Genomic DNA, 20,186 nt, shown 5'->3' with positions numbered 1-20,186 from the left:
CCCTCGGCCGAAGGCCTAGAAGGGGGGTTCGTCCGAGTAGCCGCCGCCACCGCCGCCGCCGCCGCCGCCGGAGTTTCCACCCCAGCCGCCGCCACTGCCGCCGCCCTGGTTGCCACCCGCGGGAGCGCTGGTCGCCCACGGGTCGTCAGCGGGAGCGCTGCCGCCCTGCTGACCGCCGCCGGAGCCACCGCCCCAGCCGCCGCCACCCTGGCCGCCACCGCTACCGCCGCTGTAACCACCCTGGCCACCACGTCCGGCACCGCCGGCGGTCTTGGTGACCTTGGCCGTGGCACTGCGCAGGCTGGCGCCGACTTCCTCGACGTCCAGCTCGTAGACCGTGCGCTTGACGCCCTCACGGTCCTCGTAGGACCGCTGCTTCAGCCGGCCCTGCACGATGACGCGCATGCCTCGCTGGAGCGACTCGGCGACGTTCTCCGCCGCCTGACGCCAGACCGAGCAGGTCAGGAACAGGCTCTCGCCGTCCTTCCACTCGTTCGTCTGACGGTCGAAGGTGCGGGGGGTGGACGCGACACGGAACTTCGCGACCGCCGCACCGGAAGGGGTGAAGCGCAGCTCGGGGTCATCGACAAGATTGCCGACGACCGTGATGACGGTCTCGCCTGCCATGGGGAACCTCTCGGCGGGTTTGCTGCTCTGGCTGCTTGGTTGCTGCTACTCGAATCCCGGGATCAGCTGAGCGGAAGCTCAGTGGGTCTCGGGGCGGAGGACCTTGGTCCGGAGGACCGACTCGTTCAGGTTCAGCTGGCGGTCGAGCTCCTTGACGACCGCAGGCTCGGCCTGCAGGTCGATGACCGAGTAGATGCCCTCGGGCTTCTTCTTGATCTCGTACGAGAGCCGACGACGGCCCCAGGTGTCGACCTTCTCCACCTTGCCGTTGCCCTCACGGACGACGGAGAGGAAGTTCTCGATCAGGGGGGCGACAGCGCGCTCCTCCAGATCGGGGTCGAGGATGACCATCACCTCGTAGTGACGCATGTGGAACCCACCTCCTTTGGACTCAACGGCCACGGTCGTTCCGTGGCAGGAGGGTTGTGATGCGTACGCAACGGTATCGGCCGCCACTGACAATCGGGGCTTCCTCGCGGTAGTCCCGGTCGTGACATGGGCAGACACCTTGCAGACGGTACAGACTACCCGCACACCGGCTTCCGGTTGAAATCCGGCCCCGAGGACGGTCACTCTGTACACATCGGGTGAGTATGGCGCTACGATGCGCCGCCTTCCGCAGGAGGTGCCCTATGGCACAGGCAATGCGACCCAACACCGCCGGCGGCCTTTTCGCCACGGACGGAAAGTCCCACCCCCTCCAGGACACGCTGCTCGCGGTGACCCTGGTGCTGGGGATCACGGCCTTCGTCTCGGCGATGTTCCACAACCTGCACCTGCTCAGCTCCTGGGCCGGCCTGGTGGGCATCCTCACCGGCGCGTACGGCCAGTGGGTCTCGGAGACGACCCGAGAGCGCTTCGGACTGATTCTGGGTCTCGGTGCATCGGCGATCGGCTTCTTCCTGGGCATGGCGCATGGTGGCCTCTTCGGCGGAGTCATCAGCTGACGCCACGGGCACCGTCCCCACAACACCATCCAAAGCACCGCGGAACGCCTCGGTGGCCCACGAGCCGGGGCGCAGGTTCCGTACGCCCAGTCAGGGCGCTCGCAAGGCGCAGTAGGCTTCGGCGCGAGAGCCGGAGCCCCTGTACCCATGGGGACACACCAGCCCGAGGAGCGCCCCGAATGAGCCTGACCCTGAGGACGATCAGTCGCGAGCAGCATCTGGCATACATCCAGAGCCTGCCCTCGGCGAGCCACATGCAGGTTCCTGCCTGGGCAGACGTCAAGGCGGAATGGCGCTCGGAGAGCCTCGGCTGGTTCGATAAGACCGGTGAGCTGGTCGGCGCCGGTCTCGTCCTCTACCGCCAACTGCCCAAGATCAAGCGCTACCTCGCCTATCTGCCCGAGGGCCCGGTCATCAACTGGTACGCGCCGAATCTGACCGAGTGGCTGGAACCGATGCTCGCGCACCTCAAGCACCAGGGCGCCTTCTCCGTGAAGATGGGCCCGCCGGTGATCATCCGGCGCTGGGAGGCCACCTCCATCAAGGCCGGCATCCAGAACCCGGACGTGAAGCGCCTGCGCGACATCGAGGCCGACTTCATCGAGCCGCGCGCCTTCGAGGTCGCCGACAAGCTGCGCCGCATGGGCTGGCAGCAGGGCGAGGACGGGGGAGCCGGCTTCGGTGACGTGCAGCCCCGCTACGTCTACCAGGTGCCGCTCGCGAACCGCTCCCTGGAAGAGGTCCACAAGAACTTCAACCAGCTGTGGCGCCGCAACATCAAGAAGGCCGAGAAGGCCGGTGTCGAGGTCGTCCAGGGCGGTTACCAGGACCTCGAGGAATGGCAGCGGCTGTACGAGATCACGGCGGTGCGCGACCACTTCCGGCCCCGCCCGGTGTCGTACTTCCAGCGCATGTGGACGGCCCTCAACACCGAGGATCCCAACCGCATGCGGCTGTACTTCGCCCGGCACGAGGGCGTGAACCTGTCGGCGGCGACCATGCTGATCGTCGGCGGCCACGTCTGGTACTCCTACGGCGCCTCCGACAACATCGGCCGTGAGGTCCGGCCCTCGAACGCGATGCAGTGGCGGATGCTGCGTGACGCCTACGCGCTCGGCGCGACCGTCTACGACCTGCGGGGCATCTCCGACTCGCTGGACGAGACCGACCACCTCTTCGGTCTGATCCAGTTCAAGGTGGGCACGGGCGGCCAGGCGGCCGAGTACCTCGGCGAGTGGGACTTCCCGCTCAACAAGCTGCTCCACAAGGCTCTCGACATCTACATGTCGCGCCGCTGACGTCGCGCTCTTCGCTTCAATAGCTCGCATACCTCTCATACACCGCAGCGACTAGAAAGGTTCCGGGTCCGGCCATGGCGCTCACGCTCTACGTCGACACCGCGCGCTGGCGGGCGCACCACAAGCACGTGCAGGAGCAGTTCCCGGGGCTCGTCCCGGTCTGCAAGGGCAACGGCTACGGCTTCGGGCACGAGCGGCTGGCGGAGGAGGCCACCCGGCTGGGCTCGGACGTCCTCGCCGTCGGCACCACCTACGAGGCCGCGCGGATCAAGGACTGGTTCGGCGGTGACCTGCTGGTGCTGACGCCCTACCGACGGGGCGAGGAGCCCGTGCCCCTGCCCGACCGGGTGATCCGCTCGGTGTCGTCCATCGACGGGGTCTACGGCCTGGTGGGCGCCCGCGTGGTCATCGAGGTGATGTCCTCGATGAAGCGGCACGGCATCAGTGAGCAGGACCTGCCGCAGCTGCACGCCGCCATAGAGAACGTCCGCCTCGAGGGTTTCGCGATCCACCTGCCGCTGGACCGCACCGACGGCTCGGACGCCGTCGAGGAGGTCATCGGCTGGATGGACCGGCTGCGCGCGGCCCGGCTGCCGCTGCACACCCTGTTCGTCAGCCACCTCAAGGCCGAGGACCTCGCCCGGCTGCAGCAGCAGTTCCCGCAGACCCGTTTCCGCGCCCGCATCGGGACCCGGCTGTGGCTCGGGGACCACGACTCCACCGAGTACCGCGGCGCCGTCCTGGACGTCACCCGCGTCTCCAAGGGGGACCGCTTCGGCTACCGGCAGCAGAAGGCGGCCTCGGACGGCTTCCTGGTCGTCGTGGCGGGCGGTACCTCGCACGGTGTGGGTCTGGAGGCCCCGAAGGCCCTGCACGGCGTCATGCCGCGCGCCAAGGGGGTCGCCCGCGCCGGCCTGGCCACGGTCAACCGGAACCTTTCTCCGTTCGTCTGGGGCGGCAAGCAGCGCTGGTTCGCCGAACCGCCGCACATGCAGGTCTCCATCCTCTTCGTGCCCTCGGACGCCCCGGAGCCGAAGGTCGGCGAGGAACTGGTGGCACATCTGCGGCACACCACGACGCAGTTCGACCGGATCGTCGACCGCTGAGCGTCTTCAGTACCGCTGGCGAGAAAAGGCCGTACACGGTGATGCCCGTGTACGGCCTTTCACACGTGTGGCTCAACCGGCGTACTCCGTACAGGGGTTGTTCGCTCAGAGCGAACGGTCAGCGGACTCCGGATCGCTGCCCCACTCCACCTGTGGTCCGTCGAAGTGGGCCGCGTGCCGCGGCGGGTGGGCGGCGGGGCCCAGTACGAAGACGTCCTCGGCTCCGTCGAGCACACCGCCCGAGGGATCGTCGTCGCCGGTCCGACGCACCACGTCCCGTTCCGGCATGAGGATGTCGCGCACGACCACCGCGCACAGGTAGGCCGTGCCCAGCAGATGCACTCCGATGGCCCAGTAGTAGCCGTCGGCCGGCAGACCCTTGTGAGCGTTTCCGCTGGTCGTGTACGCGAGGTACAGCCAGATCCCCAGGAAGTACGTCACCTCGCACGCCTGCCAGATGAGGAAGTCCCGCCACTTCGGCCGGGCCAGCACCGCCAGCGGCACCAACCACAGGACGTACTGCGGCGAGTAGACCTTGTTGGTGAGGATGAACGCGGCGACGATCAAGAAGGCCAGCTGGGCGAAACGCGGCCTGCGCGGGGCGGTCAGGGCCAGCGCCGCGATGCCCGCGCAACACAGCAGCACCAGCAGCGTGGCGAAGGTGTTGACGGTCTCGGTGCTCAGCGGGTTTTTCGACTTCTGGGCCATGATCAGCCAGAAGGAGCCGAAGTCCACGCCCCGCTCCTGGCTGAACGTGTAGAACTTCGACCAGCCGTCGAAGGCGAAGTACATCACCGGCAGGTTCACCACGAGCCAGGAGACGACCGCGCCGCCCAGGGCCTTGCCGAAGTCCCGCCACTTGCCCGCTCGCCAGCACAGCAGGAACAGCGGCCCGAGCAGGAAGACCGGGTAGAGCTTGGCGGCCGTGGCGAGCCCCAGGAGGACACCGAAGGCGAGCGAGCGGCCCCGCGCCCACATCAGCATCGCGGAGGCCGTCAGAGCGACCGCCAGCAGGTCCCAGTTGATGGTGGCCGTCAACGCGAAGGCGGGCGCCAGGGCGACCAGCAGCCCGTCCCAGGGGCGACGGGCGTGGGTACGGCTGACGCAGACGACGATGACGGCCGCGCAGACCATCAGCATTCCGGCGTTGACCATCCAGTACCACTGTTCCTGGTCCTGGATGCTGCCGCTCCCTGGCGTGAGCCAGGCGGCGACCTCCATGAAGACGCCGGTCAGCACCGGGTATTCGAGGTACTGCATGTCGCCGGGCAGCTTGTCGAAGTACGGGACGAGTCCGTCGGCGAAGCCGCGCCCCTGGTACAGGTGCGGGATGTCCGAGTAGCACGCGTGGGTGTACTGGGTGCTGGCCCCGAAGAACCAGCCGCCGTTGTAGCAGGGCGCCTTCTGGACCAGGCCTAGCGCGAACACGCCGATGGCCACGAGCGCGATGACCCGGACGGGAGTCCACCAGGAGGTCCCCAGCAGGGCGCGCCGTCCGAGAGGGCCACCGATGAACTCACTGCCGTTCCTGGAGACCTCGTCGTCCTTGGTCGGACGCACTGGGTCCGAGTCGTGCACGCTCGCTGGCGTCGATTCAGCACTGGGCATGCCGCCCATCCTGCCGTACGAGGCTAGGAGTACGCCGAGGGCCGCCGCACCTGGTGGGTGCGACGGCCCATGTTTCACGTGAAACACCCTCGACGGGGCATGTGGTGACTAACCGCCCGGACCGCCGAAGAGGCCCCCATTGCCATTGCCGTTGCCATTGGTGTTGCCGCCGTTGGCATCCGTCGATGTGGCCGTAGGTGTCGAGGTCACACCTCCGTCAGTGCCACCGTTGTCCGTGCCGCCCGTATCGCTGCACTGCCAGGCGAACCGGCAGCTCTCGGACGCCGTGGGCGTCGGTGAGGGGAACGTAAGGCTGGGCGTCGGGGTCGGAGTCGGAGTGGCCGACTCGGTCTCACTGAACGTCGGAGTGGGCGTCGGGCTCGGCTCCTCGTTGACGATCTCACCGATGGGCTCCGGCGTCGGGAAGTCGATCGCCTCCTGGCCCTTCAGCGCCTGCTCCATGTAGTCGTGCCAGATCTCGGACGGGAACGACGCACCGTGGATCTTCTCCTGGCCACCCGTGCCGTACATCTCGAGGAACGTGCGGTTCTTCTTGGTCTCGTCGTCGTCCAGCCGGAACATCGTGATCGCCGTGGACAGCTGAGGGGTGTACCCGACGAACCAGGCGGACTTGTTGCCGTCGGTGGTACCGGTCTTGCCCGCCACATCACGGCCGGTCAGCTGGGCGTTGGTACCCGTGCCCTTCTCGACCACGGTCTTGAGGACGTCGGTGACGTTGTCGGCGACCTTCTTCTCGAAAGCCTGCTCGGGCTCCGCCTTGTGAGTGAAGACGTCACCGTCTTTGCTCGTGACCCTTTCGACGGAGTACGGCTCGTTCTGCTTGCCGCTGGCCGCGAAGGTGGCGTACGCGCCCGCCATGCGGATCGCGCTCGGGTCGGAGATACCGATGGAGAAGGACGGGAAGTTGGTACCGGCCAGGCTGTCCTTCTTGAGGCCCGCGTCCATGGCCGACTCCTTCACCTTGTCCAGGCCGACGTCCATGCCGAGCTGTACGAAGGCGGAGTTCACGGACTCCCGCATCGCCTCACGAAGGTCGATCTGGTACTTGGGCGGAGAGCCGTAGGACTGCTTGCCGTCGTTCTCCTGGAGCCATTCCTTGCCCTCCTCGTTCTTCCAGACCGAACCGTCGTAGTTTTTGATCTTGAGGTCGTTCTTGCCGCTGAACAGGCTCTTTGCGTTGACTACCGTGCGCTCGTCCTGCGCCTGGCTCTCACCGAGATCGGGATCGCGCACACCCCACTTCATCGCCGCGGCGAGCACGAACGTCTTGAACGTCGAACCGACCTGCGCACCGGTCGAGTCGCAGTTGTTGGTGAAGTGGGTGGTCGCGTCCTCGCCTCCGTAGCAGGCCCGGATCGCCCCGGTGGCCGGCTCCACGGAAGCCCCGCCGAACTGGACGTAGGTGTCCTTGTCCGGGCGCTTCTTGGGATCGATGTTCTCCTTGCGGACCTTCTTGACCGCTGCCTCGAGCTCGCTGACCTTCTTCTTGTCGAAGGTCGTGTAGATCGAGTAGCCGCCTTGCTGGAGCTGGTCGGCGCTGATGATCTTGTTGTTGATCAGGTAGGCCTTGGCCAGGTCGACCAGATAGCCGGTCTGGCCCTTGAGCTGGGTGTTGGACCGGGGGTTCTGCCACGCGGGGAGCGTCTTGTACCTGGCCCGCTCGGTCGCGCTGAGGTGGCCGTACTCGACCATCTTGTCGAGGGTGTCCTGCATCTGGCGCAGGGCCCGCTTCCTGTTAGCGTCGGGCGTGGCGTTCGCCGGGTCGATGGAGATCGCGCCCGCCGGGTCGTAGTACGTGGCGCCCTTCAGCATGGCGGCCAGGAAGGCGCACTCGCCCGGATCCAGATCCTTGGCCTGCTTGTTGAAGTACGCGCGCGCGGCCGCCTGAATGCCGTAGGCGTTGCGTCCGTAGTACGCGGAGTTGAGATACCCCTCCATGATCGTGTCCTTGTTGACCGTGGCGCCCACCTTGATGGAGATGAAGATCTCCTTGAACTTGCGCGTGACGGTCTGGGACTGGTCGTTCAGGCGCGCGTTCTTGACGTACTGCTGGGTGATGGTGGAGCCACCCTGCGTGTTGCCGCCCCTGGCCATGTTGAACACGGCGCGGGCGATGCCCTTGGGGTCGATGCCGCTGTCGGTGTAGAAGGTCTTGTTCTCCTGCGACACGACGGCGTACTGCATCGCCTTCGGGATCTGCGCGAGGTTGACGATCTGGCGGTTGGTCTCCCCGCCGGTGGAGACCATCTCGGTGTCGTCGGACCAGTAGTAGACGTTGTTCTGCGCCGTCGCGGTCTCGTCGACGTTGGGAACGCTCACGAGCGCGTAACCCACGCCGGCCACCGCCACCAGGCTTCCGATGAAGCCGATGAACAGGCCCGTCACCAGCTTCCAGGACGGCACCCAGCGCGCCACGCCGTACTTGCCCGCGCGGGGATAGTCGATCAGCCGCTTCTTCCCGGGGCCAGCCGCGCGTCCCCGGCCGGCCGGCGCGCCGCGCCTGCTTCCGGGTGCAGGCTCCGCCCCTCTACGGCGACCACCGCCCGTGCTTCTCTGGGCCGCACGGCGGGCTTCGGCGCGGCCGCCCTGCAAATGTTCCTCGGCGCCCGGACCGTAGGAAGCCGACTCCTGGGAGCTCGTCCCATAGGAGTCGGCAAGAGACCCGGTGGCGCCTCGCGGAGCCGCGCGGCGGCCGGAGGACGAGCCGGACTGGCCGCGTCGGGCCGCGGCACGTCCGCCTCCCTGCGGCTGCGGCGGTTTGCGACGGTGCTCGCTCATCGAACGACTACTCCTCGGGCAGGCGCACCTTTGCGCGCCTGGAAACGGCGGCTGGTTTCCGGTCCCCCCGAAGTACGGATGTGGTCGGTTCCGCATTCATCCGTACCGCACCGGGGCAGCGACGCCCCCCAGGCGTCACTCGGTCCCCGGTGGTGTGCATGCCGCACAGACTACGCACCGTCAAAACCCGCCGAGCTCCGAAGTTCACCCCAAATCAGGCAACTTGGCTCGCATGAATCATTGATGTGATCCCGTTCACCGTCCCCCCACTTGTCGCTTCCGGAAGAGCGTTCTATCGTCTTGATGTATCGAGTCGATACATCGGAGCGACACAATGACGAGGAGGCGACGATGAGCCGGCGTTCCGGGATCCTCGAATTCGCCGTACTCGGCCTGCTCCGTGAGTCCCCGATGCACGGCTATGAGCTGCGCAAACGCCTCAATACGTCACTCGGCGTGTTCCGTGCGTTCAGCTACGGCACGCTCTACCCCTGCCTCAAGACGCTGGTCACCAACGGCTGGTTGATCGAGGAGCCGGGGAACACCCACGAAGACGCCCTCGCCGCACCACTCGCAGGGCGTCGCGCCAAGATCGTCTACCGGTTGACGGCGGAAGGTAAGGAGCACTTCGAGGAGCTGCTCTCGCAGACGGGTCCCGACGCGTACGAGGACGAGCACTTCGCCGCTCGTTTCGCCTTTTTCGGGCAGACCTCGCGCGACGTCCGCATGCGAGTCCTCGAAGGCCGGCGCAGCCGGCTGGAGGAGCGCCTGGAGAAGATGAGTGCCTCGTTGGCACGCACCCGGGAGCGCCTCGACGACTACACGCTTGAGCTTCAGCGCCACGGGATGGAGTCCGTGGAGCGCGAAGTGCGCTGGCTGAACGAGCTCATCGAGAGCGAGCGGGCCGGCCGGGACCTCAAGGGGCCCGGCCATGGAGAAACCGCTCGCGACACCACAGAGGGAGCGCCGGGCGTCCTGCCCCGGGCCGGGGACACCCCCGGACCGGATACGCCCGGCGACACCGCCACGTGAGGTCCCTGCCAGGGCCTCACTCGTACACACAGGGAGCAACCGGAATGGGTTCGGTTCGCGTAGCCGTCGTCGGCGTGGGCAACTGCGCCGCGTCGCTGGTTCAGGGAGTCGAGTACTACAAGGACGCCGACCCGGCGTCCAAGGTCCCCGGGCTGATGCATGTCCAGTTCGGCGAATACCACGTTCGTGACGTCGAGTTCGTCGCGGCGTTCGACGTCGACGCGAAGAAGGTCGGTCTCGACCTCGCCGACGCCATCGGCGCCTCCGAGAACAACACCATCAAGATCTGCGACGTGCCGAACACCGGGGTGACCGTCCAGCGCGGCCACACCCTCGACGGCCTCGGCAAGTACTACCGCGAGACCATCGAGGAGTCCGCTGAGGTTCCGGTCGACGTGGTCCAGGTCCTCAAGGACAAGCAGGTCGACGTCCTCGTCTGCTACCTGCCCGTCGGTTCCGAAGACGCGGCGAAGTTCTACGCCCAGTGCGCCATCGACGCCAAGGTCGCCTTCGTCAACGCCCTCCCCGTCTTCATCGCCGGCACCAAGGAGTGGGCGGACAAGTTCACCGAGGCGGGCGTCCCGATCGTCGGTGACGACATCAAGTCCCAGGTCGGCGCGACCATCACGCACCGCGTCATGGCGAAGCTGTTCGAGGACCGCGGCGTCGTCCTGGACCGCACGATGCAGCTGAACGTCGGCGGCAACATGGACTTCAAGAACATGCTCGAGCGCGAGCGCCTCGAGTCCAAGAAGATCTCCAAGACGCAGGCCGTGACCTCTCAGATCCCCGACCGGGATCTCGGCGCGAAGAACGTCCACATCGGCCCGTCGGACTACGTGCAGTGGCTCGACGACCGCAAGTGGGCCTACGTCCGCCTTGAGGGTCGCGCCTTCGGCGACGTGCCGCTGAGCCTGGAGTACAAGCTGGAGGTCTGGGACTCCCCGAACTCCGCGGGTGTCATCATCGACGCCGTGCGCGCCGCGAAGATCGCCAAGGACCGCGGTATCGGCGGCCCGATCCTCTCGGCCTCCAGCTACTTCATGAAGTCTCCGCCGGTTCAGTACTTCGACGACGAGGCCCGCGAGAACGTCGAGAAGTTCATCAAGGGTGAAGTCGAGCGCTAAGGCTCACTCAAAACGCTCCTGCCAGGGCTACAGAGGGTCCCCGGGTTCTATCGGCCCGGGGACCTCGCCGTATGTGAGGCTGTGCCCCATGCCCGTCGTCCGCGATCTGTGTGCCCTTCTCCGTTTCCGGGATTTCCGACGTCTGCTCACCGTGCGCCTGCTCTCCCAGGGCGCGGACGGCGTCTACCAGATCGCGCTCGCCGCCTACGTCGTGTTCTCCCCGGAGAAGCAGACGTCTGCCACCGCGATCGCCTCCGCGATGGCGGTCCTGCTGCTTCCTTACTCCTTGGTCGGCCCATTCGCCGGCGTCCTCCTGGACCGCTGGCGCCGCCGCCAGGTCTTCCTCTACGGCAATCTCGTGCGCGCCCTGCTGGCATCGGCGACGGCCGTTCTGATGATCGGCCACGTTCCGGACTGGCTCTTCTACGTCTCCGCCCTGTGTGTCACCGCCGTCAACCGCTTCGTCCTGTCCGGCCTCTCCGCCGCTCTGCCCCGCGTCGTGGACGAGGAGCGGCTGGTGATCGCCAACTCCCTCTCCCCGACGGCCGGAACGCTCGCCGCGACCGCGGGCGGTGGCCTCGCTTTCCTGCTACGACTACTGGTCGCCGACTCCGACGCGGCCGTGGTGCTGCTGGGAGCGGGGCTGTACCTGTGCGGTGCACTCGCCGCACTGCGCATCCCACCGGAACTACTGGGACCCGACCGCGAGTTGGTCCAGCCCCGCCTCGGCGCTGCCCTCGCCGGAACGGCCCGTGACCTGACCGCCGGTGTCCGTCATCTGGCCGCACCCACGCGTCGGTCGGCCGCCCGCGCGCTCGGCGCGATGTCGGTCATGCGGTTCTGTTACGGCGCTCTGCTCGTCATGGTGCTGATGCTCTGCCGGTACGCCCTGACGTCCGATCCGGACGACGGACTCGCCCTGCTGGGCCTGGCGTTGGGAATCTCCGGTGCCGGCTTCTTCGTCGCCGCGGTCATTACCCCCTGGACCGCAGGGAAGCTCGGGCCGGAACGCTGGATCGCTGGGTGTGCGGCCACCGCCGCGGTGCTGGAGCCCACCCTCGGGCTCCCCTTCACCACCGCCCCCATGCTCATCGCGGCGTTCGTGCTGGGCATGATCACCCAGGGCGCGAAGATCGCCACGGACACGATCGTGCAGTCCTCCGTCGACGACGGATTCCGGGGCCGGATCTTCTCCGTCTACGACGTCCTGTTCAACATAGCCTTCGTGAGCGCCGCCGCCGTGGCCGCCCTGATGCTGCCGCCGGACGGCCGCTCGGCGACCCTGGTGATCATTGTCGCCGTCTTCTACGGAGCGATCGCCGTAGCGATGACGAAGCAACGGCAACTTGCGACGGAACGATGAAGAGGCGATGTTTCACGTGAAACACCGCCCCTCGATGCGTTCAGGGTCATGTTTCACGTGAAACATGACCCCGTTTCACGGCCTCAGCCCTGCGCGGCCCACCACTCCTTGAGCGCGGCCACCGCTTCGTCGTGCTCCATCGGCCCGTTCTCCAGACGAAGTTCCAACATGTGTTTGTAGGCGTTGCCTACCGCAGGGCCAGGTGCCACGCCGAGGATCTCCATGATCTGGTTGCCGTCGAGGTCGGGCCTGATCGAATCCAGCTCCTCCTGCTCCTGAAGCTGCGAGATCCGCTCCTCCAGGCCGTCGTAGGCACGCGACAGCGCGGCCGCCTTACGCTTGTTCCTGGTCGTGCAGTCCGAGCGGGTCAGCTTGTGGAGCCGGTCGAGCAGCGGGCCCGCGTCCCGTACATAGCGCCGGACCGCCGAGTCCGTCCACTCTCCTGTGCCGTATCCGTGGAACCGCAGATGGAGTTCGACGAGCCGCGAGACGTCCTTCACCAGCTCGTTGGAGTACTTGAGTGCCGTCATCCGCTTCTTGGTCATCTTCGCTCCGACCACTTCATGGTGATGGAACGAGACCCGGCCGTCCTTCTCGAAGCGGCGGGTGCGCGGCTTGCCGATGTCGTGGAGCAGCGCGGACAGGCGAAGGGTCAGGTCGGGCCCTTCCTTCTCCAACGCCATGGCCTGTTCCAGGACGATCAGCGTGTGCTCGTAGACATCCTTGTGCCGGTGGTGCTCATCGCTCTCCAGCCGCAGGGCCGGAAGCTCCGGCAGCACATGCTCGGCCAGGCCGGTGTCGACCAGCAGCGTCAGCCCCTTGCGCGGATGGGCGGACAGGATGAGCTTGTTCAACTCGTCCCTGACCCGTTCGGCGGAGACGATCTCCAGCCGCCCGGACATCTCCGTCATCGCGGTGACCACCTCGGGCGCCACCTCGAAGTCGAGCTGCGCCGCGAAGCGCGCCGCCCGCATCATCCGAAGCGGGTCGTCCGAGAAGGACGCCTCCGGTGTACCGGGGGTCCGGAGCACACGCGCCGCGAGGTCGTCGAGGCCACCGTGGGGGTCGATGAACGTCTTCTGCGGGAGCGCGACGGCCATCGCGTTCACCGTGAAGTCACGCCGGACGAGGTCCTCCTCGATGGAGTCGCCGTACGACACCTCAGGCTTGCGCGAGGTGCGGTCGTACGCCTCGGACCGGTAGGTGGTCACCTCGATCTGGTAGCCGTCCTTCTGCGCTCCCACGGTGCCGAAGGCGATCCCGACCTCCCATACGGCGTCCGCCCACGGCCGAACGATCTTCAGAACGTCCTGGGGGCGAGCCTCGGTCGTGAAGTCCAGGTCATTGCCGAGCCGGCCGAGCAGTGCGTCCCGGACCGAACCACCGACCAGGGCGAGTGAGAACCCGGCCTCCTGGAAGCGACGGGCGAGGTCGTCGGCGACGGGTGCGACCTGAAGCAGTTCGTTCACCGCGTGGTCCTGCACCCGATTCGGGGCACTGAGCTTGTCTTCCTTGGCGTTCGGCACAACAGAAGAGGGTACGTGGCCCGGACGTCCCCGGGCGCCTCCATTAAACGTGCACAGACTCGCCACGTAGACCTGCACAAGGTCTGCTCCGGAGACTCACGGGCGTGCTCCCCTTTATACGTACACATTCGGGACAGTGCGGCGGTGTCCTCCGATCTTGTGGAGCAGTCCGCGGCACTTCCCCTCAGCGCGCATCGTTACCATGCGTGGACGCACATTCCGACGACCACTGACGACGAGGGACGGGCGAGCGCGTGGCCGAGGCGGCAGACTTCCAGGGGACGAGTCCCTCACCTGCCCGCCGCTGGCTGCGGCGTACAGGGGCCCTGCTCGCAGCGGCCCCTCTGCTGGCCGGTCTGTGCCAGCTGCCCGCCACACCCTCCGCCCAGGCCGCCGACAACTCCGGATCGGTGTCCGTCGCGATCGACACAGTCAGCCCCACCGCACCTACCGACGGTGACGCGCTCACCGTGTCGGGGACAGTGACCAACAACGGCAAGCAGGCGGTCACAGCCGCTCATGTCGGCCTGCAGGTGGGCCCGGAGCTCAACACCCGCTCGTCGATCGACACCGTCACCGACGACCAGGACTCCCTCCAGGGCTCCACGGGGTCCGAGGTCGGCGGCAAGTACGTGGCGAAGTTCGCGAGGCTGACCCCCGGCGTGGCACAGCCCTTCTCCATCTCCGTACCGGTGGACGAGCTGGACCTCGGTGACCCCGGCGTCTACCAGTTCGCCGTCTCCCTCTCGGGCAAGACCTCCGCGCAGCCGTGGGACCAGCCGCTCGGCATCCAGCGGACCTTCCTGCCCTGGCAGTCCGACGAGGCGGACCCGAAGACGAAGACGACCTTCCTGTGGCCGCTGATCTCCACCGTGCACATGACGGCGGAGACGGGCTCCAACGCACAGCAGACGCCGGTCTTCCTCAACGACGACCTCGCCGAGGAGATCTCGGCGGGCGGCCGACTGGACCAGATGCTCTCGCTGGGCGAGAACCTGGACGTCACGTGGGTGATCGACCCGGACCTGCTGGCATCCGTCGACGCGATGACCCGCAGCTACCGGATCCAGGGTGCGGGCGACACCACCACCCCGGGCACCCACCAGGCACTCGCCAAGCAGTGGCTGGCCAGGCTGCAGAAGGCGGTGGAGGACAAGGAGGTCGTCGCGCTTCCCTTCGCCGACCCCGACCTCGCTTCGCTGGCGCACAACGGCACGAGCGTCACCGGCTCGCTGAGCCACCTCGACGAGGCGACCGACGTCGCGGCCACCACGGTGAGGACCGTGCTCCACGTGACGGCGAGCACCGACTTCGCCTGGCCGGTGAACGGCGCGGTGGACCCGTCGATCGTGAAGGTCGCCACTTCTGCCGGCGCCGACAAGGTGATCGCCCGCAGCGACAGCCTCCAGGAGACCGCTGGACTGTCGTACACGCCCTCCGCGGCCCGTCCCATCGGCGGTGGCACCACGGCGGTCGTCGCGGACGCGCGACTGTCCACGGCCTTCCAGGGAGATCTGACGAAGGCATCCTCCGCCACGCTCGCCGTCCAGCGGTTCCTCGCTCAGAGCCTCGCTCTCGGCCTCCAGACGGACAAGCAGCGCAGCATCGTCGTCGCCCCGCAGCGGATGCCCACGGCGAGCCAGGCCGATGCCATGGCCGAAGCGATCACCGCGTTGCAGGGCGGAAACTGGTCACAGACCCAGAAGCTCACGGCGGCGGCCGCGGCCAAGCCCGATCCCGGGGCCACCACCAAGGTGCCCTCCGCGTCGGCCTACCCCTCCTCGCTGCGCAAGCAGGAGCTGCCCAAGTGGGCCTTCCAGCAGACCGCGAGCACGCGGAACAAGCTCGACAACTTCAAGGTGATCCTCTCCGACCAGTCCCGCGTCGTGACCCCCTTCGGACGGGCCATGAACCGCGAGATGTCCACGTCGTGGCGGGGCCGCGCCACCGAGGCGAGCGGCTTCCGCAGCGACGTCGAGGCGTACCTCGACGAACTGACCTCCCAGGTCAGCCTGATCGACAAATCGGAGACCAAGCTCTCCGGCCGCAGTGCCACGATCCCCGTGACGGTCCAGAACAACCTGGTGCAGGGAGTGGAGCACCTGAGGCTCCGACTGACCTCCCTCAGCCCGAACCGGCTCGAGATCGGTGGCTCCTCCTACGACGAGCAGGCGGTCGAGGTCTCCGGCGGCCACAGCCAGACGGTGAAGTTCACCACGACGGCCAACGCCAACGGCAAGGCCTCGGTGATCGCCCAGCTGTACACCGAGGACGGCCAGCCGTACGGCGAGGCCGTCAGGTTCGACGTCAAGGTCACCGAGTTCACGGCCACTGTGATGCTGGTCATCGGTGGCGGTGTCCTGCTGCTGGTGCTGGCAGGATTCCGGATGTACACCCAGCGCAAGCGCGCCGCCGCCCGTGAGGCCGAGCAGAACGGCCCCGACGACGAGGCGGACGAAGCCGTGGACGGACCGAAGAACCCGGAAGGCCCCGACGACCGTCTCAAGGAGGAGACCGGCACCGGGCCCGGAGCGGACGACCCGGAGCAGCCGAGTGACCTGACGGCGGACACCGCAGCGGAAAGCGCCGACCCGTCCGGCACGGGTGAGAGAGTGGACCGTTGAGGATGTCGTGGCCGGTGGGCCCGGGACGATGAGGTGGGGTAACCATGAACGCGCCGTACGACGGTGATCGCGGTCAGGGCGCGGACAGCTCGGGTCGTCCCGAGGGGCCGCCGCCCGAGCATGGCCAGGTGCCGCCGCAGGCTCCCGCGGACATGTACCTCCAGGACGCCTACGACCAGGACCCCTACCAGGCGCAGGACCTCTATGCCCAGGACCCGGTCGCCGAGGCCCTGTACGACCGGGCCGCGCATCCCCCGCCGCCCCCGGGCACCCATCAGCCGCAGCAGCCGCTGTACTCCCAGCCGCCCCAGTCTCCTTACGCCCCGGACCCGCACGTGTGGGCGCAGACCCCGGCGCCCGAGCCTGAGGGCCCCACGCAATACCTGCCGTACGGCGACGACCCTCGTACCACCCAGTTCGTGGGCGTCGACGACCTGGTGAGCCAGGCCGGCGAGGAACGCCACGAGCCGGACGCGTTCGCGCACCTCTTCCGCGACCAGCAGCAGCGCGGCGGGCGACCGACGGATCCGCCGTCCGTGCCAGGCCCCGGCGGACCGCCACCGACCCCGCAGCTCCAGGCTTTTGCGGCGCCTGCGCCCTCGGCCGACGAGACCATGAACCTGGGCACCGCGCCTGCTGCGGCTGCGGTGGCCTCCGAAGCTCCTGCCGCCCCCGCGAAGAAGGGCGGCAAGGCAACAGGGCTGCTGAAATCGAGCGCCGTGATGGCGGCCGGCACGATGGTCTCGCGCCTGACCGGCTTCATCCGCTCGGCACTCATCGTGTCCGCGCTCGGCACCGCCTTCCTGGGCGACTCGTTCCAGGTGGCCTACCAACTGCCGACCATGATCTACATCCTCACCGTGGGCGGTGGTCTGAACTCCGTCTTCGTGCCGCAGCTCGTGCGCGCCATGAAGGAGGACGACGACGGCGGCGAAGCCTTCGCGAACCGGCTCCTGACGCTCGTCATGGTGGCGCTCGCCGCGCTCACCGCGCTCACGATGTTCGCCGCGCCGCTCCTGGTGCGTGCGCTGTCGAACCCGGTGGCGACCAACCCCGCGGCCAACGACGTAGCCATCACCTTCACCCGCTACTTCCTGCCCTCCATCTTCTTCATGGGCATCCACGTGGTGATGGGACAGATCCTCAACGCGCGCGGCAAGTTCGGCGCGATGATGTGGACGCCGGTCCTCAACAACATCGTGATCATCGTGACGCTCGCGATGTTCCTGTGGGTGTACGGCACCGCCGGGCACTCCGGGATGAGCGTCACGACCATCCCGCCGGAGGGGCAGCGGCTGCTGGGCGTGGGCATCCTGCTCGGCCTTGTGGTGCAAGCCCTCGCGATGATCCCGTATCTGCGCGAGACCGGGTTCCGCCTGCGCCTGCGCTTCGACTGGAAGGGCCACGGTCTCGGCAAGGCCGCGATGCTCGCGAAGTGGACCATCCTCTTCGTCCTCGCCAATCAGGCGGGCGCCCTGGTCGTCACCCAGCTCGCCACCGCGGCCGTCGCCGACACCAAGATCCCCGGTACCGGCTTCAGCGCCTACGCCAACGCCCAGCTGATCTGGGGCCTTCCGCAGGCCATCATCACCGTCTCGCTGATGGCCGCCCTGCTGCCGCGCATCTCCCGTTCGGCCGCGGAGGACGACGCCGGCGCGGTCCGCGACGACATCTCGCAGGGCTTGCGCACCACAGCGGTCGCCATCGTGCCCATCGCCTTCGGCTTCCTCTCACTCGGCATCCCGATGTGCACGCTGATCTTCGGTGCCTCCAGCACCGGCGCCGCCACGAACATGGGTTACATGCTGATGGCCTTCGGCCTCGGGCTGATCCCCTATTCGGTCCAGTACGTCGTCCTGCGCGCCTTCTACGCCTACGAGGACACCCGGACGCCCTTCTACAACACCGTCATCGTGGCAGCCGTCAACGCCGCTGCCTCCGCCGCCTGTTACGCCGTGCTGCCGCCCCGCTGGGCCGTGGTCGGCATGGCCGCCTCGTACGGTCTCGCCTACGCGATCGGCGTCGGCGTCGCCTGGAACCGACTGCGCAAGCGGCTCGGCGGCGACCTGGACGGGAACCGCGTCCTGCGGACCTACGCCCGGCTCTGCATCGCCTCCGTCCCGGCGGCGCTCCTCAGCGGGGCGGTCTGTTACGGCATCGGTCACTCGCTCGGCCAGGGAGTTGTCGGTTCGTTCGCCGCTCTGATCGCGGGTGGGGCGGTCCTGCTCGGGATCTTCTTCCTCGCCGCACGCAAGATGCGTATCGAGGAGCTGAACTCACTGGTCGGCATGGTCCGGGGGCGTCTGGGGCGCTGAGGCAGGGGTACGCGCACAACCATCGTCCGCCACCGTGTGTCGTGCATAGCGGCGGACTGTGGGCACAATTGGATTCTGCGTCGCACGGCGCGCAATGAATGGGGAGGCAGGGAACGACGGTGGCGGAACGGAGCACGGCTGCCGTCGACGTGGCAGACAACAGCGGTGACGAACCGCTGACCGCCAAGGCGGACCAGCCCACGGCCGACGGCGTGGCCAAGAACCGGGAGCGGGACACGGAAGACGTCGAGGCACAGGGGAGTGGCGGGACCGAGAGTCCTGGCAAAGCGTCATCGCCGGAGTTGCACAGCGGCCACAAACTCGCCAGGCGCTACCGGCTTGAGGAGTGCGTCACCCGTCTGGACGGGTTCAGCAGTTGGCGGGCCGTCGACGAGAAACTCCGTCGTGCCGTCGGCGTGCACATCCTGCCCGCGGATCATGCGCGGGCGCGTTCCGTCCTGGCCGCGGCCCGTTCCTCCGCGCTGCTGGGTGACCCGCGCTTCGTCCAGGTCCTGGACGCCGTCGAGGAGAACGACCTCGTCTACGTCGTCCACGAGTGGCTGCCCGACGCAACCGAACTGACCACCCTCCTCGCCCTGGGCCCGCTGGAGGTGTACGACGCCTACCAGATGGTCAGTCAGGTGGCGTCCGCCATGGCCGCGGCCCACCGCGAGGGACTCGCGCATCTGCGGCTGAACCCGAACGCGGTCCTGCGTACGTCGAGCGGGCAGTGGCGCATCCGGGGCCTCGCCGTGAATGCCGCGCTGCGAGGCGCCAGTTCGGAGACTCCGCAGCGCACCGACACGGAGGCCATCGGCGCGCTCCTGTACGCGGCGCTCACCCAGCGCTGGCCGTACGAGAACGACGCCTACGGTCTGGCCGGTCTGCCCAAGGACGTCGGTCTCATCGCACCCGACCAGGTGCGGGCGGGTGTCCACCGTGGCCTGTCCGAGCTGTCCATGCGGGCGCTCGCCAACGACGGTGCGACCGCCTCACGGCACGAGTCGGCTTGCACCACTCCCGAGGAACTGGTCAAGGCGATCGGTGAGATGCCCCGCATCCGCCCGCCGGAGCCCGCGTTCACGGCCCCGCCCGAGTACCAGCGCACGACGTACCAGCAGGGCACGTACGGCCGCCCGGCGCCGCACCCCGGAGTCACCCAACCCGTCCCAGCCCCGCCACCGCCGCTGCAGAGCCGCACGGGCCGGGCCCTGAAGTGGGCGGTCTCTGCCCTCCTCATCGCCGCGCTCGGTCTCGGTAGTTGGCAGCTTGCGGACGCGCTGATGGACCGGAGCGGCACGTCGGACGAGAACCAGACCCAGACGACCGACGACGGTGACAAGACCCCGACGAAGCCTGCCAGCGTTCCGATCGCCATCGTCAAGGGGTACGACTTCGACCCCTTCGGCGACGGATCCGAGAAGCCGACCGACATAAAGAAGGCCTACGACGACGACGTCTCGTCGTACTGGCAGACGGACTTCTACCAGGGTGCCCGCTTCGGGAACCTCAAGCCGGGCCTCGGGATAATCCTCGATCTCGGCAAGGTCCAGGACATCGGCAAGGTCACCGTCACGTTCACGGGCGACACGTCTGTCGAACTACGTGCCGCCTCAAGCGACGCGAGTTCCCGGCCGACCACCTTCGACGCCTACACCAAGGTCGCCGAGGGCTCCGGTACGGGTGTCCCGCTCAAGCCGGACAAGACCGTGAAGTCCCGCTACCTTCTGGTCTGGCTGACCAAGCTGCCCCTGACAGAGGAAGGCACCTACCGCGGCCGGGTGGCGGACATCAAGGTCACCAGTTAAGGCTGA

14 protein-coding genes are annotated in these 20,186 nt (G+C 67.7%); 9 read left to right on the top strand and 5 right to left on the bottom strand.

The window, feature by feature from the left end:
• Positions 1 to 15: 15 nt before the first annotated feature.
• Positions 16 to 627 (bottom strand): single-stranded DNA-binding protein, encoded by a 612-nt coding sequence (locus ABZT06_RS32100; RefSeq protein WP_355748765.1) that lies wholly within the window; start codon positions 625 to 627, stop codon positions 16 to 18.
• 78 nt (positions 628 to 705) lie between these two features.
• Complete coding sequence (gene rpsF, locus ABZT06_RS32095) at positions 706 to 996, bottom strand: 30S ribosomal protein S6 (protein ID WP_007383258.1); 291 nt, start codon at positions 994 to 996, stop codon at positions 706 to 708.
• Positions 997 to 1,259: 263 nt separating this feature from the next.
• Here rpsF and ABZT06_RS32090 point away from each other — a divergent pair, with 263 nt between their 5' ends.
• The 3 genes from ABZT06_RS32090 to ABZT06_RS32080 all read left to right on the top strand — a co-directional run bounded on the left by ABZT06_RS32090 (position 1,260) and on the right by ABZT06_RS32080 (position 3,978).
• Positions 1,260 to 1,574: a hypothetical protein gene (locus tag ABZT06_RS32090; protein WP_355748760.1), complete on the top strand. Its 315-nt coding sequence runs from the start codon at positions 1,260 to 1,262 to the stop codon at positions 1,572 to 1,574.
• Between the two features lie 179 nt (positions 1,575 to 1,753).
• On the top strand, positions 1,754 to 2,872 hold the full coding sequence (locus ABZT06_RS32085) for a peptidoglycan bridge formation glycyltransferase FemA/FemB family protein (protein ID WP_355748758.1): 1,119 nt from the start codon (positions 1,754 to 1,756) through the stop codon (positions 2,870 to 2,872).
• Positions 2,873 to 2,946: 74 nt separating this feature from the next.
• Positions 2,947 to 3,978, top strand: a complete 1,032-nt coding sequence (locus ABZT06_RS32080; RefSeq protein ID WP_355748755.1) for an alanine racemase — start codon at positions 2,947 to 2,949, stop codon at positions 3,976 to 3,978.
• A gap of 105 nt (positions 3,979 to 4,083) precedes the next feature.
• Here the strand turns inward: ABZT06_RS32080 and ABZT06_RS32075 are convergent, their stop codons facing one another.
• On the bottom strand, positions 4,084 to 5,586 hold the full coding sequence (locus ABZT06_RS32075; protein WP_355748752.1) for a glycosyltransferase 87 family protein: 1,503 nt from the start codon (positions 5,584 to 5,586) through the stop codon (positions 4,084 to 4,086).
• 108 nt (positions 5,587 to 5,694) lie between these two features.
• Positions 5,695 to 8,385 carry a transglycosylase domain-containing protein gene (locus ABZT06_RS32070; RefSeq protein WP_355748749.1) on the bottom strand — a complete coding sequence of 897 codons (2,691 nt, stop codon included), beginning with the start codon at positions 8,383 to 8,385 and terminating at the stop codon, positions 5,695 to 5,697.
• A 351-nt stretch (positions 8,386 to 8,736) separates the two neighbouring features.
• On the opposite strand from ABZT06_RS32070, the gene ABZT06_RS32065 reads away from it, so the two are divergent.
• The 3 genes from ABZT06_RS32065 to ABZT06_RS32055 all read left to right on the top strand — a co-directional run bounded on the left by ABZT06_RS32065 (position 8,737) and on the right by ABZT06_RS32055 (position 11,907).
• Positions 8,737 to 9,417, top strand: a complete 681-nt coding sequence (locus ABZT06_RS32065; RefSeq protein ID WP_355748745.1) for a PadR family transcriptional regulator — start codon at positions 8,737 to 8,739, stop codon at positions 9,415 to 9,417.
• Positions 9,418 to 9,461: 44 nt separating this feature from the next.
• Positions 9,462 to 10,544 (top strand): inositol-3-phosphate synthase, encoded by a 1,083-nt coding sequence (locus ABZT06_RS32060; RefSeq protein WP_355748743.1) that lies wholly within the window; start codon positions 9,462 to 9,464, stop codon positions 10,542 to 10,544.
• 88 nt (positions 10,545 to 10,632) lie between these two features.
• Positions 10,633 to 11,907, top strand: coding sequence for an MFS transporter (locus ABZT06_RS32055; RefSeq protein WP_355748740.1), 1,275 nt, complete (start codon positions 10,633 to 10,635; stop codon positions 11,905 to 11,907).
• 83 nt (positions 11,908 to 11,990) lie between these two features.
• On the opposite strand, the gene ABZT06_RS32050 is transcribed toward ABZT06_RS32055, so the two are convergent.
• Complete coding sequence (locus ABZT06_RS32050; protein ID WP_355748737.1) at positions 11,991 to 13,433, bottom strand: CCA tRNA nucleotidyltransferase; 1,443 nt, start codon at positions 13,431 to 13,433, stop codon at positions 11,991 to 11,993.
• A gap of 254 nt (positions 13,434 to 13,687) precedes the next feature.
• On the opposite strand from ABZT06_RS32050, the gene ABZT06_RS32045 reads away from it, so the two are divergent.
• From ABZT06_RS32045 to ABZT06_RS32035, 3 genes are all read left to right on the top strand, one after another.
• Complete coding sequence (locus ABZT06_RS32045; protein ID WP_355748734.1) at positions 13,688 to 16,057, top strand: DUF6049 family protein; 2,370 nt, start codon at positions 13,688 to 13,690, stop codon at positions 16,055 to 16,057.
• A gap of 44 nt (positions 16,058 to 16,101) precedes the next feature.
• Positions 16,102 to 18,372, top strand: a complete 2,271-nt coding sequence (gene murJ / locus ABZT06_RS32040; protein ID WP_355748731.1) for a murein biosynthesis integral membrane protein MurJ — start codon at positions 16,102 to 16,104, stop codon at positions 18,370 to 18,372.
• Between the two features lie 119 nt (positions 18,373 to 18,491).
• Positions 18,492 to 20,180: a protein kinase family protein gene (locus ABZT06_RS32035; RefSeq protein WP_355748729.1), complete on the top strand. Its 1,689-nt coding sequence runs from the start codon at positions 18,492 to 18,494 to the stop codon at positions 20,178 to 20,180.
• Positions 20,181 to 20,186 lie beyond the last annotated feature (6 nt).

The sequence above is a fragment of the Streptomyces sp. NPDC005483 genome (genome assembly GCF_040606035.1).
GTDB lineage: Bacteria > Actinomycetota > Actinomycetes > Streptomycetales > Streptomycetaceae > Streptomyces.
Note: the sequence above shows the minus strand (reverse complement) of the source record. Positions and strands in the feature narration are given on the sequence as shown.

What these genes read in the sequence shown, in the direction of transcription:
- ABZT06_RS32100 (WP_355748765.1), bottom strand. Translation starts at nt 627, where the DNA reads ATGGCAGGCGAGACCGTCATCACGGTCGTCGGCAATCTTGTCGATGAC.
- rpsF (WP_007383258.1), bottom strand. Translation starts at nt 996, where the DNA reads ATGCGTCACTACGAGGTGATGGTCATCCTCGACCCCGATCTGGAGGAG.
- ABZT06_RS32090 (WP_355748760.1), top strand. Translation starts at nt 1,260, where the DNA reads ATGGCACAGGCAATGCGACCCAACACCGCCGGCGGCCTTTTCGCCACG.
- ABZT06_RS32085 (WP_355748758.1), top strand. Translation starts at nt 1,754, where the DNA reads ATGAGCCTGACCCTGAGGACGATCAGTCGCGAGCAGCATCTGGCATAC.
- ABZT06_RS32080 (WP_355748755.1), top strand. Translation starts at nt 2,947, where the DNA reads ATGGCGCTCACGCTCTACGTCGACACCGCGCGCTGGCGGGCGCACCAC.
- ABZT06_RS32075 (WP_355748752.1), bottom strand. Translation starts at nt 5,586, where the DNA reads ATGCCCAGTGCTGAATCGACGCCAGCGAGCGTGCACGACTCGGACCCA.
- ABZT06_RS32070 (WP_355748749.1), bottom strand. Translation starts at nt 8,385, where the DNA reads ATGAGCGAGCACCGTCGCAAACCGCCGCAGCCGCAGGGAGGCGGACGT.
- ABZT06_RS32065 (WP_355748745.1), top strand. Translation starts at nt 8,737, where the DNA reads ATGAGCCGGCGTTCCGGGATCCTCGAATTCGCCGTACTCGGCCTGCTC.
- ABZT06_RS32060 (WP_355748743.1), top strand. Translation starts at nt 9,462, where the DNA reads ATGGGTTCGGTTCGCGTAGCCGTCGTCGGCGTGGGCAACTGCGCCGCG.
- ABZT06_RS32055 (WP_355748740.1), top strand. Translation starts at nt 10,633, where the DNA reads ATGCCCGTCGTCCGCGATCTGTGTGCCCTTCTCCGTTTCCGGGATTTC.
- murJ (WP_355748731.1), top strand. Translation starts at nt 16,102, where the DNA reads ATGAACGCGCCGTACGACGGTGATCGCGGTCAGGGCGCGGACAGCTCG.